This window comes from Gluconobacter sp. (genome assembly GCF_047722525.1).
In the GTDB taxonomy this organism is placed as follows: domain Bacteria; phylum Pseudomonadota; class Alphaproteobacteria; order Acetobacterales; family Acetobacteraceae; genus Gluconobacter.
Window position 1 is genome coordinate 98,295 of record NZ_JBDNYY010000007.1, and the last position, 25,138, is coordinate 123,432.

The 25,138-nt window shown below is 61.3% G+C and carries 19 protein-coding genes and 1 tRNA gene; 7 read left to right on the top strand and 13 right to left on the bottom strand.

What is annotated here, in order from left to right:
- Positions 1-5 precede the first annotated feature (5 nt).
- Positions 6-2,840, bottom strand: coding sequence for a DNA polymerase I (gene polA, locus ABF859_RS08660; protein WP_415527369.1), 2,835 nt, complete (start codon positions 2,838-2,840; stop codon positions 6-8).
- Between the two features lie 116 nt (positions 2,841-2,956).
- On the opposite strand from polA, the gene ABF859_RS08665 reads away from it, so the two are divergent.
- The 3 genes from ABF859_RS08665 to ABF859_RS08675 all read left to right on the top strand — a co-directional run bounded on the left by ABF859_RS08665 (position 2,957) and on the right by ABF859_RS08675 (position 5,314).
- Positions 2,957-3,928 (top strand): alpha/beta hydrolase, encoded by a 972-nt coding sequence (locus ABF859_RS08665; RefSeq protein ID WP_415527370.1) that lies wholly within the window; start codon positions 2,957-2,959, stop codon positions 3,926-3,928.
- 86 nt (positions 3,929-4,014) lie between these two features.
- Positions 4,015-4,091, top strand: a tRNA-Arg gene (locus ABF859_RS08670).
- A gap of 143 nt (positions 4,092-4,234) precedes the next feature.
- Entirely contained in the window at positions 4,235-5,314 is a 1,080-nt protein-coding gene (locus ABF859_RS08675) for an IS5 family transposase (protein WP_415527371.1), read from the top strand.
- A 380-nt stretch (positions 5,315-5,694) separates the two neighbouring features.
- On the opposite strand, the gene ade is transcribed toward ABF859_RS08675, so the two are convergent.
- Both ade and panC read right to left on the bottom strand, forming a co-directional pair.
- Positions 5,695-7,392, bottom strand: a complete 1,698-nt coding sequence (gene ade / locus ABF859_RS08680; RefSeq protein ID WP_415527372.1) for an adenine deaminase — start codon at positions 7,390-7,392, stop codon at positions 5,695-5,697.
- 58 nt (positions 7,393-7,450) lie between these two features.
- Entirely contained in the window at positions 7,451-8,278 is an 828-nt protein-coding gene (gene panC, locus ABF859_RS08685; protein WP_415527373.1) for a pantoate--beta-alanine ligase, read from the bottom strand.
- A gap of 74 nt (positions 8,279-8,352) precedes the next feature.
- On the opposite strand from panC, the gene ABF859_RS08690 reads away from it, so the two are divergent.
- The 4 genes from ABF859_RS08690 (at position 8,353) to ABF859_RS08705 (ending at position 14,632) form a co-directional block, all read left to right on the top strand.
- Positions 8,353-9,576, top strand: a complete 1,224-nt coding sequence (locus ABF859_RS08690; RefSeq protein WP_415527374.1) for a TIGR03862 family flavoprotein — start codon at positions 8,353-8,355, stop codon at positions 9,574-9,576.
- A gap of 4 nt (positions 9,577-9,580) precedes the next feature.
- On the top strand, positions 9,581-11,020 hold the full coding sequence (locus tag ABF859_RS08695; protein WP_415527375.1) for a helicase HerA domain-containing protein: 1,440 nt from the start codon (positions 9,581-9,583) through the stop codon (positions 11,018-11,020).
- Between the two features lie 110 nt (positions 11,021-11,130).
- Positions 11,131-13,512, top strand: coding sequence for a TonB-dependent receptor (locus ABF859_RS08700; protein WP_415527376.1), 2,382 nt, complete (start codon positions 11,131-11,133; stop codon positions 13,510-13,512).
- Between the two features lie 13 nt (positions 13,513-13,525).
- Positions 13,526-14,632 carry a glycerophosphodiester phosphodiesterase family protein gene (locus ABF859_RS08705; RefSeq protein ID WP_415527377.1) on the top strand — a complete coding sequence of 369 codons (1,107 nt, stop codon included), beginning with the start codon at positions 13,526-13,528 and terminating at the stop codon, positions 14,630-14,632.
- 73 nt (positions 14,633-14,705) lie between these two features.
- On the opposite strand, the gene ABF859_RS08710 is transcribed toward ABF859_RS08705, so the two are convergent.
- The 10 genes from ABF859_RS08710 to ABF859_RS08755 form a co-directional block, all read right to left on the bottom strand.
- Positions 14,706-15,233 (bottom strand): type 1 glutamine amidotransferase domain-containing protein, encoded by a 528-nt coding sequence (locus ABF859_RS08710; RefSeq protein WP_415527378.1) that lies wholly within the window; start codon positions 15,231-15,233, stop codon positions 14,706-14,708.
- Positions 15,234-15,289: 56 nt separating this feature from the next.
- A complete protein-coding gene (gene aldA / locus ABF859_RS08715) occupies positions 15,290-16,732 on the bottom strand; it encodes an aldehyde dehydrogenase (RefSeq protein ID WP_415527379.1) in 1,443 nt (480 codons plus the stop codon).
- 139 nt (positions 16,733-16,871) lie between these two features.
- Entirely contained in the window at positions 16,872-17,744 is an 873-nt protein-coding gene (locus tag ABF859_RS08720) for a LysR family transcriptional regulator (RefSeq protein WP_415527380.1), read from the bottom strand.
- A 51-nt stretch (positions 17,745-17,795) separates the two neighbouring features.
- Positions 17,796-18,323 (bottom strand): YaiI/YqxD family protein, encoded by a 528-nt coding sequence (locus ABF859_RS08725; RefSeq protein WP_415527381.1) that lies wholly within the window; start codon positions 18,321-18,323, stop codon positions 17,796-17,798.
- 3 nt (positions 18,324-18,326) lie between these two features.
- The gene (locus ABF859_RS08730; protein WP_415527382.1) at positions 18,327-18,869 is read right to left on the bottom strand and encodes a gluconokinase; all 543 of its coding nucleotides are present in this window, start codon (positions 18,867-18,869) and stop codon (positions 18,327-18,329) included.
- Positions 18,866-19,561 (bottom strand): ribose-5-phosphate isomerase RpiA, encoded by a 696-nt coding sequence (gene rpiA, locus ABF859_RS08735; protein WP_415527383.1) that lies wholly within the window; start codon positions 19,559-19,561, stop codon positions 18,866-18,868. The genes ABF859_RS08730 and rpiA overlap by 4 nt, the downstream gene beginning before the upstream one ends.
- Positions 19,558-20,298, bottom strand: a complete 741-nt coding sequence (gene pgl / locus ABF859_RS08740) for a 6-phosphogluconolactonase (RefSeq protein WP_415527384.1) — start codon at positions 20,296-20,298, stop codon at positions 19,558-19,560. The genes rpiA and pgl overlap by 4 nt, the downstream gene beginning before the upstream one ends.
- On the bottom strand, positions 20,295-21,155 hold the full coding sequence (locus ABF859_RS08745; protein WP_415527385.1) for a Cof-type HAD-IIB family hydrolase: 861 nt from the start codon (positions 21,153-21,155) through the stop codon (positions 20,295-20,297). The genes pgl and ABF859_RS08745 overlap by 4 nt, the downstream gene beginning before the upstream one ends.
- A gap of 106 nt (positions 21,156-21,261) precedes the next feature.
- Entirely contained in the window at positions 21,262-22,260 is a 999-nt protein-coding gene (gene gnd / locus ABF859_RS08750) for a phosphogluconate dehydrogenase (NAD(+)-dependent, decarboxylating) (protein WP_415527386.1), read from the bottom strand.
- Between the two features lie 3 nt (positions 22,261-22,263).
- Positions 22,264-25,137, bottom strand: a complete 2,874-nt coding sequence (locus ABF859_RS08755) for a bifunctional transaldolase/phosoglucose isomerase (protein WP_415527387.1) — start codon at positions 25,135-25,137, stop codon at positions 22,264-22,266.
- Position 25,138: the final 1 nt, after the last annotated feature.

Below are 25,138 nucleotides of genomic sequence, written 5' to 3' on the forward strand. Positions count from 1 at the left end.
TGTCTTTAATGTGCGTCAGCCCAGCTCGGGCCGATACCGGTTTCTACCTCAAGGGCCACATCAAGTTTGGCGGCCCCTTCCATTTCCGTACGGACGAAATCCGCCAGCGCCTTTGCGTCCTGCTCCTCGACTTCGAAGAGCAGTTCGTCATGCACCTGAAGAACCATTTTCGCCTTCAGTCCCGTTTCGGGCAGGCGTCGCGCCAGATGAACCATGGCGCGCTTGATGATGTCCGCAGCACCGCCCTGAAGCGGGGCGTTGATAGCCTGACGCTCCGCATAGGCACGGCGGGCACCGTTCTTCTCGGTGATACCCGGCACATAGCAGCGACGTCCGAACGGCGTCGTGACATAGCCGTGCTTCTTCGCCTCCTCCTTGGTCCGCTCCATATAGGCGCGGATGCCTGGATAGCGGGCGAAATAGGCGTCGATATAGGACCGCGCCTCACCCGGTGAAATCTGGAGCTGCTGCCCCAGACCGAAAGCCGAAATGCCGTAAATAATGCCAAAGTTGATGGCCTTGGCCCGGCGACGGGTCAGCGGGTCCATGCCCTCAAGCGGAATCCCGAACACTTCGGACGCCGTGCGGGCATGAATATCCTGCTCCAGACGGAACGCCTCAAGCAGCGGCTCGATCTTCGCGACATGCGCCAGAAGACGCAACTCGATCTGACTGTAATCCGCGGACAGCAGAACGCAGCCGGGAGCCGCCACGAACGCCTTGCGGATGCGCGCGCCTTCTTCAGTGCGGATGGGGATATTCTGAAGGTTCGGCTCGTTCGAGGACAGCCGTCCCGTCGTGGTGATAGCCATCTGGAAGGAGGTATGAACCCGCTGCGTGTCCTGATCCATCTGCTGGACCAGTGCATCCGCATAGGTGGATTTCAGCTTGGCCAGTTGCCGCCAGTCCAGGATCTTGCGCGGCAGCTCATGCCCCTGCTCGGCCAGCGATTCCAGAACTCCGGAATCCGTCCCCCAGCTTCCACTTTTCGTCCGCTTGCCGCCGGGGAGGCCCATTTCATCAAACAGGATCTCGCCAAGCTGCTTGGGAGAGCCGACATTAAAGCTCCGCCCCACCTGTTCGTGGATCTCCTGCTCGATCGTCGCCATACGCGCGGCAAAATCGGCGGACATGCGACGCAGTTCGGTGGCATCCACCTTGATGCCGACATCTTCCATATCCGTCAGGATCTGGATCAGCGGACGCTCGATTTCCTCATACAGGGCGAGCGCATGACGGGTCCGCAACTGCGGGCGAAGCACCTGCCACAGTCGGAGCGTCACGTCCGCATCCTCAGCAGCGTAGTTGGTCGCCGCGTCAATCGCGACTTGCGCGAACGGGATGCGCTTGCGGCCCGTCCCCGTCACGGAATCATAGGGCACGGGCGTATGGCCCAGATGCAGCTCCGAAAGCTCATCCATGCCCTGCCCGTGCTCACCGGCGGACTGGGCGTAGGAAATCAGCATCGTATCGTCGATCGGCGTGATTTCGGGAACGCCTGCACCACGAAAGACGGTCAGATCATATTTCGCGTTCTGGAACACCTTCAGGACGGATGCATCCCGAAGCAGCGGAGCCAGACGCTCCAGTGCCGCTGTACGGTCGAGCTGACGGCTGGCAGGCTCGTCCGCCGGGGCCTCTTCGAGCAGATCCCGCATGGTCTCATGCAGAAACGGCACGTAACAGGCCTTCCCCGGCGCAACCGACAGCGACAGCCCGACCATATTGGCCTGCCGGGCATTGAGACTGTCCGTCTCGGTATCGACGGCCACCGCACCGGCGGCACGCGCATCCGTAATCCAGCGGTCCAGCGCGTCCAGATCCGTCACGGTCTCATACGGACCGTAAGGCGCATCGGGGATCGTGACGGGCGCAGCTTCGTCCCGTGCAGCAGCCTTGTCCTCGGGCCGGACGATCTGGCGTGTGAACGGGCGCGGCTTTGCGGCCAGACCCAGCCCCATGCGCTGGATGATGGAATGAAAGCCCATTTCCTCCAGCCAGTCCCGCAATGTCTCGCGGACAGGCTCGCGGCACCCCAGTTCGCTGATCGGCTGCGGCATCGGCGCATTATCGTCCAGCAGCACCAGTTTGCGGGACATGCGCGCGGCCTCGGCGTGCTCGATCAGGTTGTCACGCCGCTTGGAGGCTTTCATGGCCGGTGCGGCTTCGAGGATCTGCTCCAGCGTGCCGTACTCGTTCACAAGCTGCGCGGCACCTTTCGGCCCGATCCCCGGCACGCCAGGAACATTGTCCGTCGAATCTCCCATCAGGGCCTGCACGTCCACGACCTGATCGGGGCGGACACCGAATTTCGCCTCAACTTCAGCCTCGCGGATCGGCTTCTGCTTCATCGGGTCCATCAGTTCGACGCCGGGACGTACAAGCTGCATCAGATCCTTGTCGGACGAAATGATGGTGCAGCATCCGCCTTCCGCCACGACTTCCTTTGCATAGGCCGCAAGAAGATCGTCCGCTTCCCAGCCGGCAAGCTCGATCGACGGCACGTTGAAGGCTGCCGTGGCATCACGGATCAGGCCGAACTGCGGACGCAGGTCCTCAGGGGGCTCGGGGCGATGGGCCTTGTACTGCGGGTAGATCTCGTTGCGGAACGTCATGCGCCCCGCGTCGAAGATCACAGCCAGATGCGTCCCCACATGGTCCCGCAGCAGACGCGCCAGCATGTTCGTAAAGCCATAGACCGCATTGACCGGAACGCCCTCGGGGCTGCTCATCGGCGGCAGGGCATGGAACGCACGGAAGATGAAGCCGGACCCGTCGATCAGTACCAGATGCGGTTTTCCCGAATCAGGCTTTTCCAGATCAGGTTTTTCTGGCGGCACGAATGTCTCCCTTCTCGCCCCGACGAAGCGGACGTTCTAAAATCCGCGCGATGATAGGCCCATTCCCCTCCGTTTCAAACCGCCTCGCCCGTCTTTCCTTTGGACTGGTCTGGCTTATGGGACTGCTGGTTCTGCCTGGAGGCTGTACGGCGCCCCATATGCCGAACCTCCACCCAACAGCCCACGAAACAGCTCTCATCCCCCCAACACTCACTCTCGACATGTCGGACGGCGCCCATATTCCGCTGCGACTGTATCCCGCACTCACGCCCCACCCCCGCGGCATCATCCTCGCCCTGCATGGATACGGTGACAGCCGGGATGCCTGGGAGTTCGCAGCCCCGACCTTCACGGCAGCGGGCTTTACCCTTGCAGCCCCCGACATCCGCGGTTTCGGTCAGACAGCGGATCGTGGCGGATGGAGCACCACGGCGCGCATAGTGCAGGATGCGCGCGAAGAGCTGCTCTGGCTGCACACCCATTATCCGGACATACCCGTTCACGTCATGGGGGAAAGCATGGGAGGCGCCATCGCCCTGCTGCTGGCAGCCTCTGACACCCCTGACATCAGCAGCACGATTCTTCTCGCCCCGGCCGCACTGGATATCGGCCAGCCCTGGGAGAGCATTCTGGGCGGCATGGATGTTCTCGCGCCCCGATGGAAACTCGACGGTTCGGCCGTGCCGGGCCATCGTGTGGCAAGCGATAATCTCAGGGCCCTGCGCCGGATGTATTTCGATCCCCTGACGCTTCACAGTTCGACGATCCACCCGCTCTACGGCCTGACCCTCCTGATGCAGGCCGCCTACAAAGCCGCTCCGAAAGCCCGAATGCCGCTGCTCATCATTTTCGGCGGGAGGGACCAGTTCGTCCTGCCACCTTTCACGGCCCGCCTGCTCCGGAAACTCCCCCCCGAAACCCGGATCGACGAACTGCCCGGCGCTCATCACCTTCTCAGCCGGGATCGCAGAGGCGCAGCACAGGATGCGGTCTCCTGGCTAATGCAGCCAGAGCGCTTCCTCCCCTCCGGAGGTGATATTGCCGCCGCCGCATGGCAGGCCACGGCCCAGACGCAGACTTTTCCGTAACCTTGGGCAGACCAGAGAGCGACTGCCTGAATTTTCAGAAAAGAGGGCTGGCAATCTGTCGCCGAAGCAGTTATCTGAGGGCGCATGGACCTGTAGCTCAGCTGGATAGAGCGTTGCCCTCCGAAGGCAAAGGTCACGCGTTCGAATCGCGTCAGGTCCACCACCAATCTCAAAAATCGCTATTTTCCGCCAGTTTTTCGGTAGGTTTGACACCTTCCGGGACAGGTGGAGGGTTCGAAAAACCCTCTGGTTTTGGGCTTTTCTGTGTGATTCCATCTCTCCTGCGTTGATTGGGGATGGTGGAAGATGAAGCAGCCTGGTTTCTTTGATGTTGAAGAGCGTCTTGCTCGGCTGAGCGGGCTTGGTGATCAACTCGAAGCGTTTTCCCGGACTGTGGATTTTGACGCGTTCCGCCCTGATCTGGAAAAAGCTCTGGCGTATTCAGATGGGAGCAAAGGCGGTCGCCCGCCCTTTGATCCTGTATTGATGTTCAAAATTCTGGTCATCCAGACGCTGAACAATCTCTCCGATGAACGAACGGAGTATCTGATCAATGACCGCCTGTCCTTCATGCGTTTCCTCGGTCTGGGACTATCGGATCGGGTGCCCGATGCCAAAACAGTCTGGCTGTTTCGTGAGCGTCTGACCCAGGCGGGTGCGATTGAAGGGCTGTTTGACCGGTTTGACGCGACCTTGCGGAACGCCGGTTATCTGCCGATGTCAGGCCAGATCCTGGACGCCACACTCGTGGCGGCTCCAAAACAGCGCAATACCAATGCCGAGAAGACCGATCTCCGGGCGGGACGCATCCCTGAAGGCTGGAAAGACAAGTCGGCAAAGCTGTCCCACAAGGACAGGCATGCACGATGGACGCTGAAGTTCACCAAGGCCAGACGGCAGGAGGACGGGACGATCCCTTCCTCGGATCTGGCCATCCCGTTCTTTGGCTACAAATCGCACATCTCCATCGACCGGAAGTTTCGGCTGATCCGCAAATGGAAGACGACAGATGCCGCCGCCAGTGATGGCGCGCGATTAAGAGAGGGCTTGCTTGATAAAACCAATACAGCCTCAACGGTTTGGGCAGACACAGCCTACCGTTCAAAAGCCAATGAGGACTTCATGGAAAAGAAAGGCTTTGTCTCAAAAATCCATCGCAAGAAGCCGCATCTCAAACCCATGCCCCGGCATATCCAGCGGTCCAACGCCGGAAAGTCCGTTATCCGGTCGCGTGTCGAGCATGTCTTTGCCGATCAGAAATCGCAAACGGGACTGTTCGTCCGGACCGTGGGCATTACCCGAGCCACCATGAGGATCGGACTGGCCAATATCGTCTATAATATGCGCCGCTTCCTGTTTCTGGAGAGGATTAACGCTGCCGCGTAGCAATCTAGGGCCAATGCCTTCCGCTCTGCGACAGATGCAGTGCAAAAATCAGGCCAGGGAACCATCAATCAACACACCAAAAACCTGAAATTAGGAGAAATACCTATCAATCAAAGGTTCTTCGATCCCTCCACGTGAAACTCTGGGATGCGCGGGAAAGTCGCGCCACTGACACCCCTCTGAGTACTGATCTGCCGGGCTGGCATCAACAGGAACATCCTTCCCTGCGCTGGACCAATGGCTCTGCGATCCTGAGGCTGGGTGTGAACCGACCGAAAATGGTATTCTCTGCATTCAGATCGTCAGCGCTAGCCCTGAGCGCCTGAACGGGCAGAACCCTTTCTCCTTGGAAAATGGCTGCCCTCAGGGCAGCCATTTTTTTACACGAGGCTCATGGTTTTAACGTCGATCATCCCGAAATCCGTGATCTTGAGATGGGGAATGACGGGCAGCGGAAGAAAGGCCAGTTGCAGGAACGGTTCTTCCAGAACCACGCCCATATCCTTCGCCGCCTTGCGCAGGATGATGAGGTCATCGCGCACATCCTCGTAAGGGGCATCGCTCATCAGGCCGGCGACCGGGAGACGCAGTTCGGCCAGAACCTGTCCATCACGGACCGCCACGAAGCCGCCACCGGTTTTTTCCAGATGATTCACCGCACAGACCATGTCGGCATCACTGGTTCCGACAACACAGATATTATGACTGTCATGTCCGACGGATGAGGCCAGAGCCCCCGCCTTCAGGCCGAAACCCCGGACAAAACCCCGGCCGATATTGTCATTGTGACCATGCCGCGCCACGACACAGACCTTGGCGACATCCTGCCCGGGATCAGGCAAAACGCTGCTCTCTTTTTCAGGCAGATCCAGATGCAGGAAATCCGTGATGATCTGGCCCGGAATGAGCCCCATGACGGGCCGGTTGCTGCCACTGCCTTCAACACGCATGTCCTGCACGGTGACAGGGCGTGGCAGCTTCACGCTTTCCAGCCCGACAGGCTGCACGATCTCGCGGCTGGCAAACAGCGCGTCATCCACCAGACGACCTGCTGAAACCACGTCAGAAACCTCACAGCGCTCCAGATCATCGAGCAGGACGATATCGGCGCGTTTCCCCGGTGCGATCTGTCCACGATCTTTCAGGCCAAACGCTGTCGCGGCGGACAGGGACGCGGCCCGGTAGGCGGCCAGCGGCTCGACCCCGAGTTCGATGGCCCGACGGATCAGAAAATCCAGATGGCCTTCGTGAGCGATTTCAAGCGGATTGCGGTCGTCTGTACAGAACGCGAAGAACGGGGACGTAGAGACCGTCAGCAGCGGCACCAGTGCCTGGAGATCCTTGCAGACCGATCCTTCACGGATCAGGACCGTCATGCCCTTGCGGACTTTTTCAAGCGCCTCTTTCGCGGTCGTGGCTTCATGATCGGTGGAAATACCGGCGGCCAGATAGCCGTTCAGGGGCTTGCCGCGCATGAGAGGCGCATGACCGTCAATATGACCGTCCGCAAAGGCCGCCAGCTTGTCCACACAGCCCGGATCACCGTTCAGAACGCCCGGAATATTCATGAACTCCGCCAGCCCAATGACCTTCGGATGGTCCCGATAGGCCAGCAGATCGTCCACGTTCAGGACCGCGCCCGATGTCTCCATGGACGTAGCCGGCACGCAGCTTGAGAGATTGACGCGCAGATCCATGATGGTCCGCTCGGCTGCGGACAGAAAGTAATCGAACGCCGAACGCCCCAGCACATTGGCCATTTCATGCGGATCACAGATGGCCGTCGTCACACCATGCGGCAGGACGCAACGATCAAACTCGAAGGGTGTGACCAGCGATGATTCAACATGAAGATGGGTGTCGATGAAGCCTGGCACGGCAATCCGGCCTGCGCCATCAATCGTCTGCCGCCCCTCGTATTCGCCGTAGGTCCCGACGATCCTGTCGCCGCAGATGGCGATATCCGTCGGGATCAGATCACCCGTGACCAGATCGAACAGCCGGACGTTCCGGATGACCAGATCGGCGGGTTCGCGACCCTGACCCTGGGCCACGCGCCGCATGATGGTTTCCTGCATGTCTGAAATCCTCCGTACGTCAGCAGTTCATGCTTATACCGCACGAAGGGGGGCGACCTCAAAGCAGCATATTGTCGATCAGCCGGACGTCCCCTGCCCGCACGGCCAGAAGCGCCAGCGCAGGGTCCGGACAGGCCTGTTCACGGCGGAAGGTGTCCGCGTTCACGACCGTGGCATAGTCGATGTCCGGAAGCCCTGCGTTGGTCAGGGCAGTCCGCAGGGCGTTTTCCAGAACATCCGCATCGCGCTCGCCATTGCGGAACAGCCATGCGGCCTCCTGCAAAGCCTGAAACAGGGCCGGAGCTTTCTGACGGTCTTCCGCCGTCAGACGCACATTCCGGCTGGAACGGGCGAGGCCATCCACTTCCCGCGCAATGTCGCAGACCACGATTTCAACCGGGATGTTCAGATCCGCCACAAAGCGCCGCACCACCGCGCATTGCTGGGCATCCTTCTGCCCGAAATAGACGCGCTGCGGCTGGACGATGTTGAACAGTTTGGTGACGACCGTCGCGACACCGGAAAAATGTCCGGGGCGGGACTGGCCTTCAAGTTCATCCGCAACCCCGCCCACATTGATCCGGGTGGCAAAGCCGGGCGGATAGAGCACATCCGGCGTCGGCAGAAACACGAGATCAGCCCCGGCTTCTTTCAGAAGCGCCAGATCACGCTCGGGATCGCGCGGGTAAGACGCATAATCCTCGTTCGGGCCGAACTGTGTGGGATTGACGAAAATACTAACGGCCACCGCGCCATTTTCGGCCTTTGCACGCCGGACCAGTCCGAGATGACCTTCATGCAGAAACCCCATGGTCGGAACAAAACCGAGGGTCGGATAAGCCGTCCGCGCAGCGCGAAATGCCCCGATTGTCTCAAAAACCTGCATGTCACTTCCCTTTCCCGCCAGAACTGCGGGCGCGGAGACTGACAAAGCCTGCTCCACATGGCAATCAGGCGCTTATGAATGCTGCGTCCCCTTCCCCGTCCATTGCCATTATCGGAGCCGGTCCCGCAGGGCTATTCGCTGCGGAGATCCTGTCCGCGCGGGGATGCAGGGTGCAGGTTTTCGAGCAGATGCCCAGCGTGGGGCGCAAACTCCTCATGGCCGGGCGCAGCGGACTGAATCTGACCCATTCCGAACCACTGGACCGGTTTGTAACCCGCTACGGGACAGCGCGACACTGGCTGGAACCGGCTCTCCGGGCGTTTCCACCCTCTGCCTTGACGGAGTGGGCTGAAGGACTTGGGCAGGCCTGCTTTTCCGGCTCGTCAGGAAGGGTTTTCCCCACGGCCATGAAAGCCTCTCCCCTTCTGCGCGCCTGGCTCCAACGACTGGCCGGGCAGGGCGTTGAAATCCACACCCGCCATAACTTTGTGGGCTGGAATGATGAAAGCCTGCTGTTTGAAACGGTCGAGGGTCAGAAATCCTTTCAGGCGGATGCGACCCTGCTGACGTTGGGCGGCGCAAGCTGGTCCCGTCTGGGCTCAGACGGCCAGTGGGCGCAGCTTCTGACCAGCGAAACCGCGCCCTTCGCCCCGTCGAACTGCGGCTTCCTTCCCGACTGGCCTGCCGGTTTCACGCAACGTCATGAAGGCAGCGTGCTTCATTCCGTCGGTCTGTCCTTCGGCACGCGACAGGCCCGCGGCGATCTGACTGTCACGGCGCGCGGGCTGGAGGGCTCGGCGCTTTATGCGCTTTCGGCGGATCTGCGGGAGACGATCCGGCGCGACGGGCGGGCTGTTCTCATGCTGGACCTGCGCCCGACCCTTTCAGCCGACGATATCCTCAAACGCCTGCTGGCCCAGCGCGAGCGCGAGAGCCAGAGCAACCGTCTGCGCAAGGCGCTGGCGCTGGATGCTGCGTCCCGCGAACTTCTGCGGTTCGCCACCCCGAAAGACGCGTCCCCGCTCCAGCTTGCCCAGAGCATCAAGGCCCTCCCCCTGCCTCTGATCGGCATGGATGCGCTTGATCGCGCCATCTCCACAGCGGGCGGCGTGCGGCAGGATGCCGTAGACGGGCGGTTCATGCTGAAATCCCGCCCCGGCGTTTTCGTAGCCGGCGAAATGCTGGACTGGGAGGCGCCCACAGGCGGCTATCTGCTTCAGGGGTGTTTTTCCACGGCCCATGCTGCGGCAAATGGCGTCCTTGGGTGGCTAGAATCGTCCAATTCCGCTATCGCCTGACGCCATGACATCCATCGTTCTCGGACAGGGCCGCGACGGCTCCGACACCTGCATTGATCTGCCGGAACTCCTGGCCACGCGCCTGCTGGTTCAGGGCAATTCCGGCTCGGGAAAATCGCATCTCCTGCGGCGCCTGCTGGAGCAGACGGCCACCCTTGTCCAGCAGGTCATGATCGATCCGGAAGGCGATTTCGTCACTCTGGCTGACCATTACGGTCATCTGGTGATCGACGTTGAAGACCAGTCCGAAGCCAGCCTGCGCGCAGCCGGTGAACGCGTGCGCGCCCATCGCGCATCCGTCGTGCTGAACCTCGAACAGGTCGAAGCCGAAATGCAGCTTCGGGCGGCTGGCGCATTTCTCAACGGCATGTTCGAGGCCCCCCGCGCGCACTGGTATCCCGTTCTGGTTGTCGTGGACGAAGCCCAGCTTTTCGCTCCTGTCGCGGGAGGGGACACGTCCGATGAAGCCCGGCGCCTGTCACTCGGGGCCATGACGAACCTCATGTGCCGTGGCCGAAAGCGCGGTCTGGCCGGTGTCATCGCCACGCAGCGCCTCGCCAAACTGGCCAAGAACGTCGCGGCCGAGGCCTCCAACTTCCTGATGGGCCGGACCTTCCTTGATATCGACATGGCCCGCGCCGCCGATCTTCTGGGCATGGAACGCCGGGCCGCGGAGGCTTTCCGTGATCTGGCGCGCGGCCAGTTCATGGCGCTCGGCCCGGCCCTGAGCCGACGCCCGAAACTTGTTGCGATCGGCCCGGTGACGACCGCAAGCCATGCCACCGGACCGGTCCTTGTTCCGCTCGAACCGGTCTCGGCTGAAGACCTTCGGGACATCATTCTCGAACCCGTCCACGAATTCACCCCCCGCGCGCGCCGGGAATCCCGCCCGCCACCGCCGGATCTTCTGGCGCAGCTTGATGCCTATGGCGCCGAACGGGAGGCCGAGGAACCTGCTCCTGCCGCCGTCAGCATCGAGGCCGATCCAGACCAGCTCTGGTCACTGGTGACCGAAGTCGTGACGGGGGAAGGTTCGGACTACAAACCGCTGGCCACCCTGTATCAGGACTTTCAGCTCCGGGCCCGGATTCAGGGCCTGTCGCGCAATGTACTGGAACTGGGGCCTTTCCACCGGATGCTGGCCACCATCCGCGCCGGGCTGGACCGGGAGCGTTCCGAAAGCGAGGACTGGAAACAGGCCCAGGCCATCGCCGCGACCCTGCCCGAGGACGTACAGGGCGTTTTCCTGCTGCTGGCCCGCACGGCGCTCGACGGCGAAACCTGCCCGGGCGATGAGGCTCTGGCCCGCGCTTATGGCACCCACTCTCTTGGACGTGCGCGGCGGCAGTTGAACTATCTGGAAGAGCGGGAAGTCATCGTCCTTCAGGACACGCCGCTGGGACGCCGCGTCGCCATTGTCGGTCTGGGATGGCAGACCGCCTGACGGCTGTCATCATTCCGTCACGCCACGTTCACAGGAGCTTCACACGCAGTTCTTTACGGAAAGATTAGGGTCCGCGCGTTCGATACCCTCTCGTTCCGGAAAGACTTTCAATGCCGCGTCACCTGCTGCGTTCCCGCCTGCTTCTGACAGTTTTCTGCTCGCCATTTGCGCTGGCTGCCGCTCTTCCCCATCCTGCCGATGCGGCAACGACAGGGACGAAAAAAACCATAGCCCCCAGACATGATGCCAGACACAAGGCCAGGGCAGCGGCGGTCGAAGGCGGCAGTGAACAGCTCGTCATCACCGCCCGCCGTACCCGCTCCGAACAGGGGCTGAGCCATGTGCAGATCCAGCGCATTCTTCCGGGCGTGAACCCGGTCAAGGCACTGGAAATGCTGCCGGGCGTGGTGTTCAACAATGCCGATCCATGGGGCAACAACGAGCAGAACTCCTCGCTCTACGTCCACGGCTTCAACCAGAACCAACTCGGCTACACGCTCGACGGCATTCCGCTCGGCGATCAGGCTTATGGCAACTATAACGGCCTGTCCCCGCAGCGCGCGGCTATCAGCGAGAACATCGGTTCGGCATCGGTTTCTTCGGGCGCAGGTGCGCTGGGTACGGCGTCCACGTCCAACCTCGGCGGAACGCTCCAGTTCACGACGCAGGACCCGCTGAAGAAGCGCGGTGCGCAGATCGAACAGGTTTTCGGAAGCTGGTCCACGTTCCGCACCTTCGCCCGCCTCGATACGGGTGAGTTCGGCCACGGCAACTCTGCCTATGTCTCCTTCTCCCGTCAGGATGCCCGCGCCTGGGACTTCGCCGGCCATCAGGGCGGCTATCAGGTCAACGCGAAGTTCGTGCACAACAGCGAACATGACCATTTCTCGACGTTCTTTGACTGGTCCCAGAAGGTCGAGCCGAACGAGGACAGCATCACGCTGCCACAGGGTTACGGCATCTATGTCCGCCCGTTCACCTATCCTGATTTCAATTATGCCAAGGCCAACGCCAATGCGGTCGGCCTGAACTATCGCAACTATTACTCAGCCGCCCAGCGCGAGGACTTCCTCGCCTATTCCAAGTGGACGCATGATTTCAGCGAAAACCTGCACTGGGACAACAGCATCTATTATCACCACGATCTGGGTGAAGGTGTCGTTGCCGGTCCGATCTCGGCAGCCGGCCTGCCGACGCTGTTCGCCGCCTATTTCCCCGGTCAGGATCTGAACACCGTCTTCGGTGGATCGGGCTATGCTACGCGGACGACCGAATACTGGGACAACCGCGGTGGCCTGATGTCCACCCTGCGCTACCACCTAGGCAAGCACTCGATCGAGCTTGGCGGCTGGTATGAGCGTAACAACAACACGCAGGCGCGTCGCTGGTATCCGCTGGACGCCAACAACCCGACCACGCCTTACGAGCGCCAGCAGAACGCCCTGATCGACCAGTACACCAACAATTTCTACACCAACACGTTCGTCACGAATCTGCAGGACAACTGGCAGATCTCCAAGAATTTCTCGCTGATGGCGGGCTTCAAGTCCGAACTGGTCTACACGAACGGCACCCTGCCGGTCGCCGCAAAGCCGGGCTCGCTGTCCCCGTCCTATGCGGTGACGGCACCGGGTGGCGAGATCGATGCTGCCAGGCCGTTCCTCCCCGCTTTCGGTGCAGTCTGGGACATCACGAAGCATGAGCAGTGGTTCGCCAACATCCAAGAAAACATGCGCTCCTTCCAGGATGCGGGCTATGGCAACGCCACCCCGTGGGGCGCAACCAGTCAGGCCGCTTTCGAAGAGTTCAAGAAGAACGGCAAGCCCGAAACCTCATGGACGTATGAGACCGGCCTGCGTGAACACCGCCAGATCCACCTTGGTCCGCTGACGGCGATTGAAGGTCAGGTCGAGTACTATCACGTTCACTTCTCGAACCGCCTGCTGGCCGTTGCAACGACGCAGACCCTGTCGTCCATCATCGGCTCGGCAACTACGCTTGCGAACGTGGGTTCGGTTACGACGGATGGTATGGATTTCTCCTTCACCACCCATTTCGGCCCGCATTTCTCGCTGTACAACGCGCTGTCCTACAACAAGTCCACGTACAACGATAACTACAGCACGGGTTCGAGCGTCATCCACACGGCTGGCAAGAACGTCGTCGGCATGCCGGACTGGTCAGAGAAGTTCGTCTTCACCACCAACTGGGGCAATGCCTACGGCCAGTTCACCGGTGATGTGATCGGCAAGCGCTATGCGACCTACACCAACGACATGTGGGCCGCACCCTACGCGCAATTCAACCTCAACGCGGGCTACACCTTCCGCAACATCCCGCATCTGGCGTCCCTGAAGGTCCAGGGCAACATCACCAACCTGACAAACACGAAGGGATGGTCCACGATCAACGCGACCCAGACCTCGGGTCAGTTCTCGGCCTACCCCATCGCGCCGCGCATGTTCTTCCTGAGCCTCAGCGCGGCCCTGTAAGGAATACTGCCCCATGCTGACACGTCGCCAGAGCCTCGGCCTGCTCGCAGCCGGGCTTCCCGCCCTGCACCTGCGGGCAAAAGCCGCGCCCTCACTGGCGCCGAAGCCCCTCGTGTTCGCCCATCGCGGAGCCTCGGCCCTGCGTCCGGAGCACACGCTGGCCTCTTATGCCCGCGCCATGATGGATGGCGCGGATTTCATCGAGCCTGATCTCGTCATGACCCGCGACGGGTATCTGGTCGTCCGCCACGAAAGCAACATTGTCGGGACGACGGATGTTTCGGAGCGTCCGGAATTCGCGTCCCGTCACCGCTCCCTCAAGATCGACGGACGGATCGAAACCGGCTGGTTCACCACGGACTTCACACTTGCCGAACTCAAGACCCTTCGCGCCCGCGAGCGTCTCCCCACGATCCGTGCGCACAACACCCGCTATGACGACCATTTCGAAATCCCGACTTTCGAGGAAGTCATCGAACAGGTCGCCGCCCAGTCGGCTGCGACGGGCAAGGTTTTCGGCCTCGTGCCGGAAATCAAGCATTCCACCTATTTCAACAGCCTCGGCCTGAACCCCGAAGCCGCGTTTCTCCAGACCATCGCAGCACACGAGTACACGCGGCAGGCCCCGCTGGAAGTCCAGTCCTTCGAGACCGGCAATCTGGGGCGTATCCGGGCGGACGTCCTGTCCATCAACCCTCAGGCACGTCTGATGCTGCTCATGGGCGAGCGCAGGGAGGTCCCGCCCGATCTTCTGGCAGCGGGTAAAACCACGACCTTCGGCGATCTCATGACGCCTGACGGTCTGAAGGACATCCGCCGCTATGCCGACGCAATCGGTCCTTCCAACACGGACCTGATCCCCCGGGACAGCAAGGGTGCGTGGCTTGAGCCGTCCAGCCTTGTGACGGATGCGCACAAGGCCGGACTGCTGGTTCATTCCTACACGGCGCGGCCGGAAAACCATTTTCTTCCCGCCCAGCTTCGGAATACCGCCGGGGATGCCGCCCGCAATCCCAAGGGTATGGTCGCGGAACTGCGCCGCTATCTGGACATGGGGATCGACGGCTTCTTCACGGACGATCCCGCCTTGGGACGCAGGGCCGTAGATGGCACGATCTGAACTTCGTTGAGTTACAAAAAAAGGAGGCTTCCCCAACCGGGACAGCCTCCTTTTTCATGACCTGACAGAAATCTCAGGCGAGCTTGAAATGCTTGATGATCGCCTTGTTGAAGGCCGGGATATCATCCGGGCAGCGGGAAAAAACATAAGGCCCGTCAACGACGACTTCATTATCCACCCAGGCCGCTCCTGCATTTTCCAGATCCGTCCGGATGGCCGGCCAGGACGTCACGGTCCGGCCCTTGAGTTCGTTCACTTCGATCAGCGTCTGAGCCCCGTGGCAGATGGCGGCAATCGGCTTGTTCGCCTTCACGAAGGCCCTGACGAACGCCACGACATCCTTGTTCATCCGCAGCGCATCCGGAGACGCCAGACCGCCCGGAAGCAGCAGTGCGTCATAATCCTCGGCCTTCGCATCGGCAATTGCCAGATCGGCCCGGATCTTGTTGGAGGGATAGATGTCCTTGTTCACGGCCTGGAATTCCCCTGCCTTGAGGGAAATAACCGTGACGGTCGCACCGGCTTTTTCCAGCGCTTCCTGCGGACCCGTCAGTTCGATTTCTTCGAGGCCGTCAGTGGCCAGTGCAGCGACTTTTACCATGGTTCCGGTCCTTTCAGAGAAGGCGGGCGACGGAAAGGCCGCCGCCCGTCAGACAGTTATGCGTTGAGATAGATGGTCTTGGTCTGGACGTAGGCTTCCATGCCATGCTGTCCGTCCTCGCCACCCAGGCCACTTTCCTTGTAGCCGTGATGGAAGCCCTGCGGCGCCTCACCACCCGGACGGTTCACATAGACCTCGCCGAATTCCAGATCGCGGGTCATGCGCAGGATCCGGCCCAGATCATTGGTGAAGAGATAGGCTGACAGGCCGTAGCGGCAGTCATTGGCCCAGGCGATCGCCTGATCGAAATCCTTCACGCGGATCAGCGACATGACCGGACCGAACACCTCGTTGTGCACGATGTCCATGTCCTGCGTGACGTCCGTCAGGAGCGTCGGGGCATAGAAATAGCCCTTGTCGTAAACACCGCCTGTCAGACGCCTGCCACCGATGGCCAGACGCGCGCCCTGCCGGACGGCATGCTCGACCATCTCATGCACCTTGTTGAGTTCGTCCTCGCTCACCTTCGGACCCATATCCGTGGACAGGTCCGTCGGCAGGCCGACCTTCAGAGCGTCGATCTTCTCACGGACCTTCTGGACGAATTTGTCGTAAACGGCCTCATGGATGTAGGTGCGCTCGTTGCAGGTGCAGACCTGACCGGCATTGCCGAAACGCGACGCCACCGCAGCATCTGCGGCCTTGTCCAGATCGGCGTCTTCCATGACCATGAACGGCGCCTTGCCGCCCAGTTCAAGCCGGACTTCCTTCAGCGTTTCCGACGCAGCCGCCATGATCTTCTTGCCGGCCGGGGTCGAGCCCGTCATCGTGATGAGCTTGATGTCCTTGTGCGCCACCAGTGGCACGCCGACATCCTTGCCATCACCCGTCACGACATTGATGACGCCATGCGGAATCTTCGCTTCCTCGACCAACTTTGCCAGATGCAGACAGGCTAGCGGCGTCAGTTCATGCGGCTTGATGACGATCGTGTTGCCAGCGGCGACGGCCGGACCAATCTTGCGGGCACAAAGCGCCAGCGGGAAGTTCCAGGCGGTGATCGCCCCGATAACGCCCAGCGGCACGCGATCGATCAGGATCTTCTCTTCCGGGGAACTGCCCGGGATGATTTCGCCCTGAAGCCGCAGAACATTCTCGGCAGCAAAGCGCAGCAGGCCGATGGCGAAATCCACCTCGATCCGGGCTTCCTTCAGCGGCTTGCCCATTTCAGCGGTGATGATGGCGGCCAGCTTTTCCTTGTCTCGCTTCACCAGATCCTTGAGTGCATGAATGTAATCGGCACGCTCGGTCGCCGTACGGCGGCTCCAGCCCGTAAACGCCGCTTTCGCAGCGGAGACAGCCGCGTCCACATCGGCCTTCTCTCCCTTGGCGACTTCACCCACGACGTCTTTCGTGGCCGGGTTCTCGACCGTGATCCACGCGCCACCCTTCGGTGCAACCCAGCTTCCATTGATGAAAAGATTGTTTTTCTCAGTCATGAAGTTTCCTGCATTTCCTGTGTGGCGGCAGTGCGCTCTGTCCTGAAACAGACGCATCAACCAACCAGCAGTTCATTCGATGACCGTAAGGTGCAGACATTCCCTCATAATAAAAAGTGATTATTCGTAAGCCTGCGACTCACTTTTCATGAGCATCCGGATAAGACGGCGCGTAATCCAGAAATCTCCGCCCCAGATCATTCAGTCCCGGCTCACGCCAGATGAAATAGACTTCACTGCCTTTGAGATCTTCGGGATAGGTAAACGCAATCCCCTCACGACGCCGACTTTTCATCTGCGAAATGATACTGTGCGGAACACAGGATATACCCAGACCTGCCTGCACACATGCCAGAATGACGTCATAGGATTCGACCGTATGGATGATCGCGTTCGAAACCCCATGCCGCTCAAGCCAGGTCTCGAAATAGCGCCGGTAGAAGCAGTCGGTGTTGAACAGGAAAACATGCTGCCCATCCAGCGCGCCCTCCTGCCCGCCAGGCATGGCGAGCGCCAGTTTCTCCCGGAAGGCAAAGCGGCTTTCCATCAAGGGATGAACGATCGGACCATCGGTCAGCGCCAGATCGATCTCCCCATCGGCCAGCATCCGCTCTAGCGTGTAGGTCGGACGCAGAAACATCTTCAGTTCCACGCCCGGACAGGCTTTGAGGAACTCGGGCACGATCCGCGGCAGATAGCCCTGAAGCGCAACATCCAGCGCCCCGATGTTCAGGATGCCGCGTGGACTGCCTTCGGAAAACAGATCCGTCAGGGACTGGGCGCCCGACACGAGCGGCTGGGCCTCCCGATAGAACAGCCGCCCCTCCGGCGTGAGGATCAGGCGTCCCTTTTCGCGCAGGAACAGCTCCTGCCCCACCAGAAGTTCCAGTTCCTTGAGCCGTGCCGTCACATTGGACGCCACGCAGTTCAGACGGCGCGAGGCCGCGATGACCGTTCCCTCCTCCACGACAGCACAGAACATTTCAATCTGGGCGAGACGAAGCGGATTCATGGGAGGTCCTCAGCGGGAAAAGTCATCCGCCGGAAAAACATATCCCCAGAATCAGGGAACATCTCCGGGGAAGGGCCTGTGGATTGTTTGGGAGGAACTGGGGACCGTTCTGCCCAGGGCAGCTTTCCTGCGGAGTCGCACGATGAGTGTATCCAGTGCGGATAAAAACCGGCTCCGGTCGGCTTTTCCAAAGGACGGATTATAGGTCGTGACCGTTCCCGTCTCGCGCAGTCCCTGCATCAGGTCCCGCATGGCCGAGACCATGCCAACCGACCGCTCGTCGATTTCCTCACCATTGGGACGCAGGACGGAAGCCTGCTTCGCCAGACAGCGCACGGCGAGCGGAATATCGCTGGTGATCACGATGTCAGACGGCGTCACCTGCTCCGCGATCCAGTCATCCGCAACATCCGGCCCTTCCGGCACCACGACGCGCTCGATGAGCGGAGACTGCGGGATATTCATCCAGCTATTGGCAACGATAACCGTTTTCAGGCCATAGCGGGCGCCCACACGATAGATCTCGTCCTTGACCGGGCACGCATCGGCATCCACCAGAAGCCGGGTGGCGTCAGTCATGGATCAGTCCTCCGCCTGAAAATGGCGGATCAGCTCCTCCAGCACCACATCAGGGTGCTTTTCGCCCGAAACGCGGATCACCGGCTCGTCGTCACCTGGAACCTCGAGCGTGGCAAGCTGGCTGGGCAGCAGGCTGGCCGGCATGAAATGCCCTTCCCGCCGTTGCAGCCGGTCGGCAAGCTTCGCCGGGGACGTGTCGATATGCACGAATTCGATCGGCAGACCTGCACCGCGAAGCTGCTCGCGATAGGAGCGCTTGAGCGCGGAGCAGGTCAGGACGGCACCATGTCCGGCCTCCACCTGTGCACTCAGCCAGTCGTGGCACAGCGCAAGCCAGGGCGCACGGTCCGCATCGGTCAGCGGCTGGCCCGTGCTCATCTTCCTGACATTCGCAGGCGGATGCAGCGCATCGCCTTCCTGAAAATGCCAGCCCAGCCGCGTGGCCAGCCCCGTCGCAATGGTCGTCTTACCTGTCCCGGACACGCCCATGACCACGAGGAAACGCGGCTTGAGACCGATCTGTGTCCCATGGGCCTGCACCGTCATGGCTCCCACCGTTCCACGCCCTCCGGCGTCGCAACCAGCACGTCGGAGACCATGTTAAGGAACATGCCGTGCTCCACGACACCGACGATCCGATCGATTTTTTCAGCCAGTTTTTCCGGATTCTCGATCGGCCCGAAATGGCAGTCCAGAATCATGTTGCCGGTGTCCGTCACGAACAGCGAACCGGCCCGGTCCGTCCTCGGCTTTACACCACGCGCACCACAGGCCGCCAGATGTTCCGCCGTGCATTCCCAGCCAAAGGAAATGACTTCCACGGGAACAGGCGCCCGCTCTCCCAGCAGATCGACGGGCTTGGTACCGTCCACGATGATCACGAAACGCTTCGCCGCCTGAGCCACGATCTTCTCGCGCAGCAACGCTCCGCCCAGACCCTTGATGAGGTTGAGCGAACCACGCTGGACCTCGTCCGCACCATCAATGGCAATATCGATCCGGCGATGTGCCCCGAAATCCGTCAGCGGAATCCCGGCCTTAAGCGCCTTGTCCTCGCTGTCATCGGAGGTAGGGATGCCAAAGATTTCCAGCCCTTCCGCAACACGCTCGCCCAGACGCTCGATCATGTACGCTGCCGTGCTGCCGGTGCCGAGACCCACCACCATGCCGCTCTTGACCATGTCGGCGGCTTCCCGCGCAGCCGTGCGCTTGTGGATGCTCATATCCGTGCCGCTCATCCGGCTTCTCCCACCGCGGCCCGGTCTGCAAGAATGATGATCCGGCCTTCGCTCGTGACCCGGGCGGACGGAATGGAACTGTCACCCTCGACCAGACGCTCCAGCATCTCGACCTTGGATGCACCCGTCACCAGAAACACGACCAGTGCACTGGAGCGGATGGCGGGATAGGTCAGGGTGATGCGTTCATAAGGCGCAGTGGACGGTGCTGCCGTCCCTACCCAGGCCGTCCGTTCCTTCAGGACGGGCTGCCCCGGAAACAGCGAGGCGGTATGGCCATCGGTGCCCAGCCCCAGCATGACCAGATCGAACAGCGGACGCTCCGGATCGAGTTCCGCTGCGCCATAAGCGGTCTGAAGGGTCTTTTCATAAGCCTTCGCATCCTCTTCGGCCGTGCCGCCTGTCGGGATGGCGTGGACGTTCTGCGAGGGCACCGGCACACGGGACAGCAGGACGGACTGGCCGACCGTATGGTTGCTGTCGGCATGACCTTCGGGCACATGGCGCTCGTCACCATAGAAGATCTCGACGCGCTCCCACGGGATCAGCTTCGCCCGCGACGGTGTGGCGAGGATCTCGAACAGGCGCTTAGGCGTAGAGCCGCCGGACAGGGCGACCCGGAACGGGCCATCGGCCTTCGCAAGGATACCTTCGATCAGGAGATCCGCCATCCGCAGGGCGACGGCCTCCGAATCAGGCAGGGTTTCCAGCGTGGCGGCACGGATGTCGGTAGTCATTTATTGGGAACTCTCGGCAGGATGTAGCGCTCGACGGCCTTGGCCCAGCCATCGCGCTCGTTGGTATCTGTGAGAACCTGCGCGGCGGCTTTCACATCGTCTTCGGCCTGTCCCATGGCAATTCCCAGACCCGCGACCGAAAACATCGGCAGGTCGTTATGGGCATCGCCAAGACAGGCCACCTCATGCGGCGCGATGCCGTGGGCCAGCGCCAGTTCGCGAACGGCCTCACCCTTGTTGGCAAGGGCGGGCGTCACATCGAGAAGAATATCGGAAGAACGGCGCACGCTCGCATCGCCCTGGAGCATGGCGCCCAGCTCGGTCTCGACGTCCTGAAGCAGGCTGGTATCGCTGCTCACACCCATCACTTTGCCAATGCCCTCGAACTCCTTGCGAAGATCGGGGACCTGATGCGGTGTCAGGCCGGTGATGCCCTGTTCGTGCTGCACGAAAGGCGTATAGGCGTCCTTCACCATCCAGTAAGACTGACGCAGGAACCAGGTCTCGATCCCGTGCAGATGCAGCATGTCATGCACGATCGACAGCACATCGGGGGACAGAACACGGCTGACGGACGTGGTACCGTCAGGTTTGAAAATGATGCCGCCATTGAAGCCGGCATTCTGCCCGGTCAGACCGAGTTGCTCAATATAGGGAACCATGGCGGCGGGCGGGCGCGCACTGGCCAGACAGAGGGGAATCCCGCGCTCCTGAAGCACCCTGACCATGGCCAGCGTCGAAGGGGCGATGGTCTTGTCCGGCGTCAGAAGCGTCCCATCCATGTCGGACACGACCATCCGGATGGTCTGGGGCAGCGGCGGGAGATCCGCATGGATGGCATCGAGGTCAACGGACATAAGAGCCCCTGTAAAAACCCCCGTCAGAGTCTTCACGGGGGCTGGCTGGTCAGCAATGGCGGAACCATACCCTGCCAGCCAGTCATTGCCCATGAGGGGCGAAGGCTTATTTCTTCTCGACGTGTCCGCCGAAGCCGAAACGCTGTGCCGAGAGAACCTTTTCGGCAAAATTGTTACCCGACCGTGAGCGGAAGCGCGTGAACAGCGCAGCCGTCATGACCGGGGCCGGCACGTCTTCCTCAATGGCGGCCTCGATCGTCCAGCGACCTTCACCGGAATCCGCGACTTCGCCGGAGAACTCGTTGAGCGTCTCCGAACGCGTCAGGGCCTCGGCTGTCAGATCGAGCAGCCAGGACGACACCACACTGCCCCGACGCCAGACTTCCGCGATGTCACCCATGTTGAGCTCGAACCGGTCCTTTTCCGCGAGGATCGGGGAGTTCTTGCTCTTCATGATGTCGAAGCCTTCGGCGAAGGCCTGCATCATGCCGTACTCAATGCCGTTATGGACCATCTTCACGAAATGGCCCGAACCGGCGGGGCCACAGTGCAGATAGCCCTGCTCGGCCCGCGGATCATGACCCGCCTCGTCACGGCCTGGCGTACGCGGCACATCCCCGATGCCCGGCGCCAGAGCGCTGAGGATCGGGTCGATGTATTCGGCGGTCTCTTTCGTACCGCCGAACATCATGCAGTAGCCGCGCTCCAGACCCCACACACCGCCCGAGGTCCCGACATCCACATAGGAAATGCCCTTTTGAGCCAGTTCGGCTGAACGGCGGACATCATCTTTATAGTAGGTGTTGCCGCCGTCGATGATGATATCGCCGCGCCCCAGAAGGCCACCGAGCTGCTGGACACAGTCCTCTGTAATAGAGCCTGCCGGAAGCATGACCCAGACCACGCGGTGTTCGTCGCCTTCAAGGATCCTGGCCATGTCGGCAAGGGTCTCAGCAGGCGTTGCGCGCCCGGCTTCACACCGCCCGACAACCGACGTGGTGACTTCCGGCGTGCGGTCATGCACGACGACATCATGACCATGACGGGTCAGACGGACGGCGATGTTGCCGCCCATCCGCCCCAGTCCGATGATTCCGATCCGCATGACTTATGCTCCTGCCAGTGCTTTGTGGATCGCCGTTTCCAGAGCCTTCAGCCCGTCCTCCAGCGGTCCATCGATATGAACGCGGAGGGCACGACGACCACGGGCCGCGAGCACCTCGAAATCGCCTCGCGCCTGCGCCGCTTTCACGACACTGAAGCTGAAGCCATGGCCCGGAACCGGCACATCTGCCGCATCCGTCGCCGTGACCTGCAGAAACACGCCACTGTCCGGGCCGCCCTTGTAGGCCTGACCGGTAGAGTGCAGGAACCGCGGGCCGAACTCGGCGGCTGTCGCCACCTTCAGCGCATCCCGAAGCTCCATACGAACGGACTGGGCCCAGTCGCGTGTCTGCTGGTCGCGCCTGATATAGGCGAGCAGCCCGACATAGTCACCAGCCTTCACACGACCAAAGAGCGCCTTCAGGATCGAAGCGGCATCGCCTTTGTTTGCAAAAGCTTCCGCGTTCTTCGCGTCGGCATAAAAGGACAGCGGCCCATCCTTGGCGAAAGGCGTTTCCGGCGGCAGCGAACCCGTTTCAGCATAGGCCGAGGTCAGCTTGCGCGTCTCGAGTTTGCTGAACTCCACATCCGGCTGATCGAACGGGTCGATCCCCAGAACCGCACCCGCCACGGCCGTGGCGAACTCGAACAGGAAGAACGCCTGCCCGATCTGGGACGCATCGGCCAGACGGATGGTGACCACCGGTGCACCTGCGGCACGCAGCGCGCCCAGACGGCTGTCGGGCACATCATCACCCAGCAGAAGGTCCACGAAAATGCGGTCCGTCCCGTAGACGTCCGGCGGCCCGAGTTCTTCCTCGTCGATGGGAATGAGGCCGAGGCCCTTCTTACCGGTGCTCTCGGCAATCAGCTGCTCGAGCCACGCACCCAGCGAGGCAATCCCATCGGACGCCAGGATCGTCACCTTGTCGCGTCCGAAGCAGTGTGCGGCATGCCCCAAGATCAGACCCAGAACCGCGCCCGGATTGGCAGCCGGCGGCGCGCTTCCGTCACAGGATTCCACCATCAGCCGCGTGACGGTCAGCAGCTTGCGGACATCAATGCCGCTCGCAGCAGCCGGGACCAGCCCGAAATTGGACAGGACCGAATAACGGCCACCGATCTTCGGATCGCCGTAGAATACACGCCAGAAGCCGTTTTCCTCGGCCACCTTCTGCATGTGCGAGCCGGGATCGGTGATCGCGATGAAGCTTTCACCCGGCTTCTTGCCCAGAGCCTGACCGGCCACCTGCCAGAAATGCGCGAACAGGATGTTCGGCTCCAGCGTCCCGCCGGACTTGCTGGCCACGATGAAGAGCGTGTTCTTCGGATCGATGGCCTTCTCGAACGCCGTGACCTGCTGCGGATCCGTACTGTCGAGAACGTGCAGCTTCGGCCAGCCTTCGCGCTTTCCGAAAGTCTCAGCGAGCACCTCAGGACCAAGGCTCGAACCGCCCATGCCTAGAAGCAGGATGTCCTTGAAACCGCGACTGCGGACATCGCGGGCCAGGACTTCCAGCTCCTCGATATGCCACAGGCGCTCCTGCACGACCGTCAGCCAGTTCAGCCACCCGGCTTCCGGACCATTTGTCCAGACGGACGGGTCCTTCTTCCAGATGCGGCGCAGACCGCCACTATGGCTCCAGTCCTTTTCCGCACCGGCGACGTCATCACGCAGATCGGGCGGAAGGTCCGCACTGACACGCAGAAGACGATCACCCAGCACGGCTTCGCGCTTGGTAGCAACAGCCGTCAGCAGCGTATCGAACGACACACTGAACGCCGCACAGCCATCCTTGACCAGCTTGGCCGTAATCGCGTCCAGACCCAGCCCGAGACGCTCGGCCTCGGCCATCACGTGCCGCGCCTGATCCACATCCTCCGTCAGGCTCGCACGGGACTTGCCGTGATCGCGATAGGCGTCGAACGTTGCGGGCGGGATGGTGTTGACTGTCTCGGGGCCGATCAGTTCCTCGACATACAGGACATCGGAATACGCCTTGTCCTTGGTCCCGGTGCTGGCCCACAGCAGACGCTGCGGGTTGGCGCCCTTCTCGGCCAGTGCCTTCCAGCGCGGGCTGTTGCGGACTTCCAGATAGTACTGATAGGCCATCTTGGCATTGGCGATCGCCACCTTGCCGCGAATGGCCTTCAGGGCTTCGGCTTCCGGATCGCCCGCTGCAACGCGACGGTCGATTTCCGCGTCGATCTTGCCGTCGATACGGCTGACAAAGAACGAGGCTACGCTGGAAATGCGCGAGATCTCTTCGCCACGGGCCACACGGGCCTCGAGACCGGAAATATAGGCTTCCAGAACCGCCTTGTAGGCGTCCAGCGAGAACAGCAGCGTCACATTGACATTGATACCGTCCGCGATGGCTTCGCGGATCGCACCCGTGCCCTCTGCCGTCCCCGGGATCTTGATCATCAGGTTGTGACGTCCGACTGCTTTCCACAGGCGGCGCGCTTCGGTGATGGTCCCGTGCGCGTCAAAGGCCAGATAAGGCGAGACTTCAAGGCTGACATAACCGTCCAGCCCCTTGGTCTTTTCGAACACCGGATCGAGCACCGCGCAGGCCGCACGGATGTCATCGATCGCCAGATGCTCATAAAGTTCGCCCGGAGACAGACCCTCGCCTTCGAGCAGCTTGCGGATCTGCGGATCGTATTCCGTGCCGTGCCCGATGGCTTTCTCGAAGATGGCCGGGTTGGACGTCACGCCCCGCAGGCCGTCCTCGTCCACCAGTTTGCGAAGGCTGCCATTCTCCGTGAAGCTGCGCTGGATGAAATCCAGCCAGGGCGACTGTCCGTAGTTCTCAAGATCGCGCAGCACGCTGCCGACTTCGTTCAGACCGGTATTGGAGATTGTGTCTGCCACA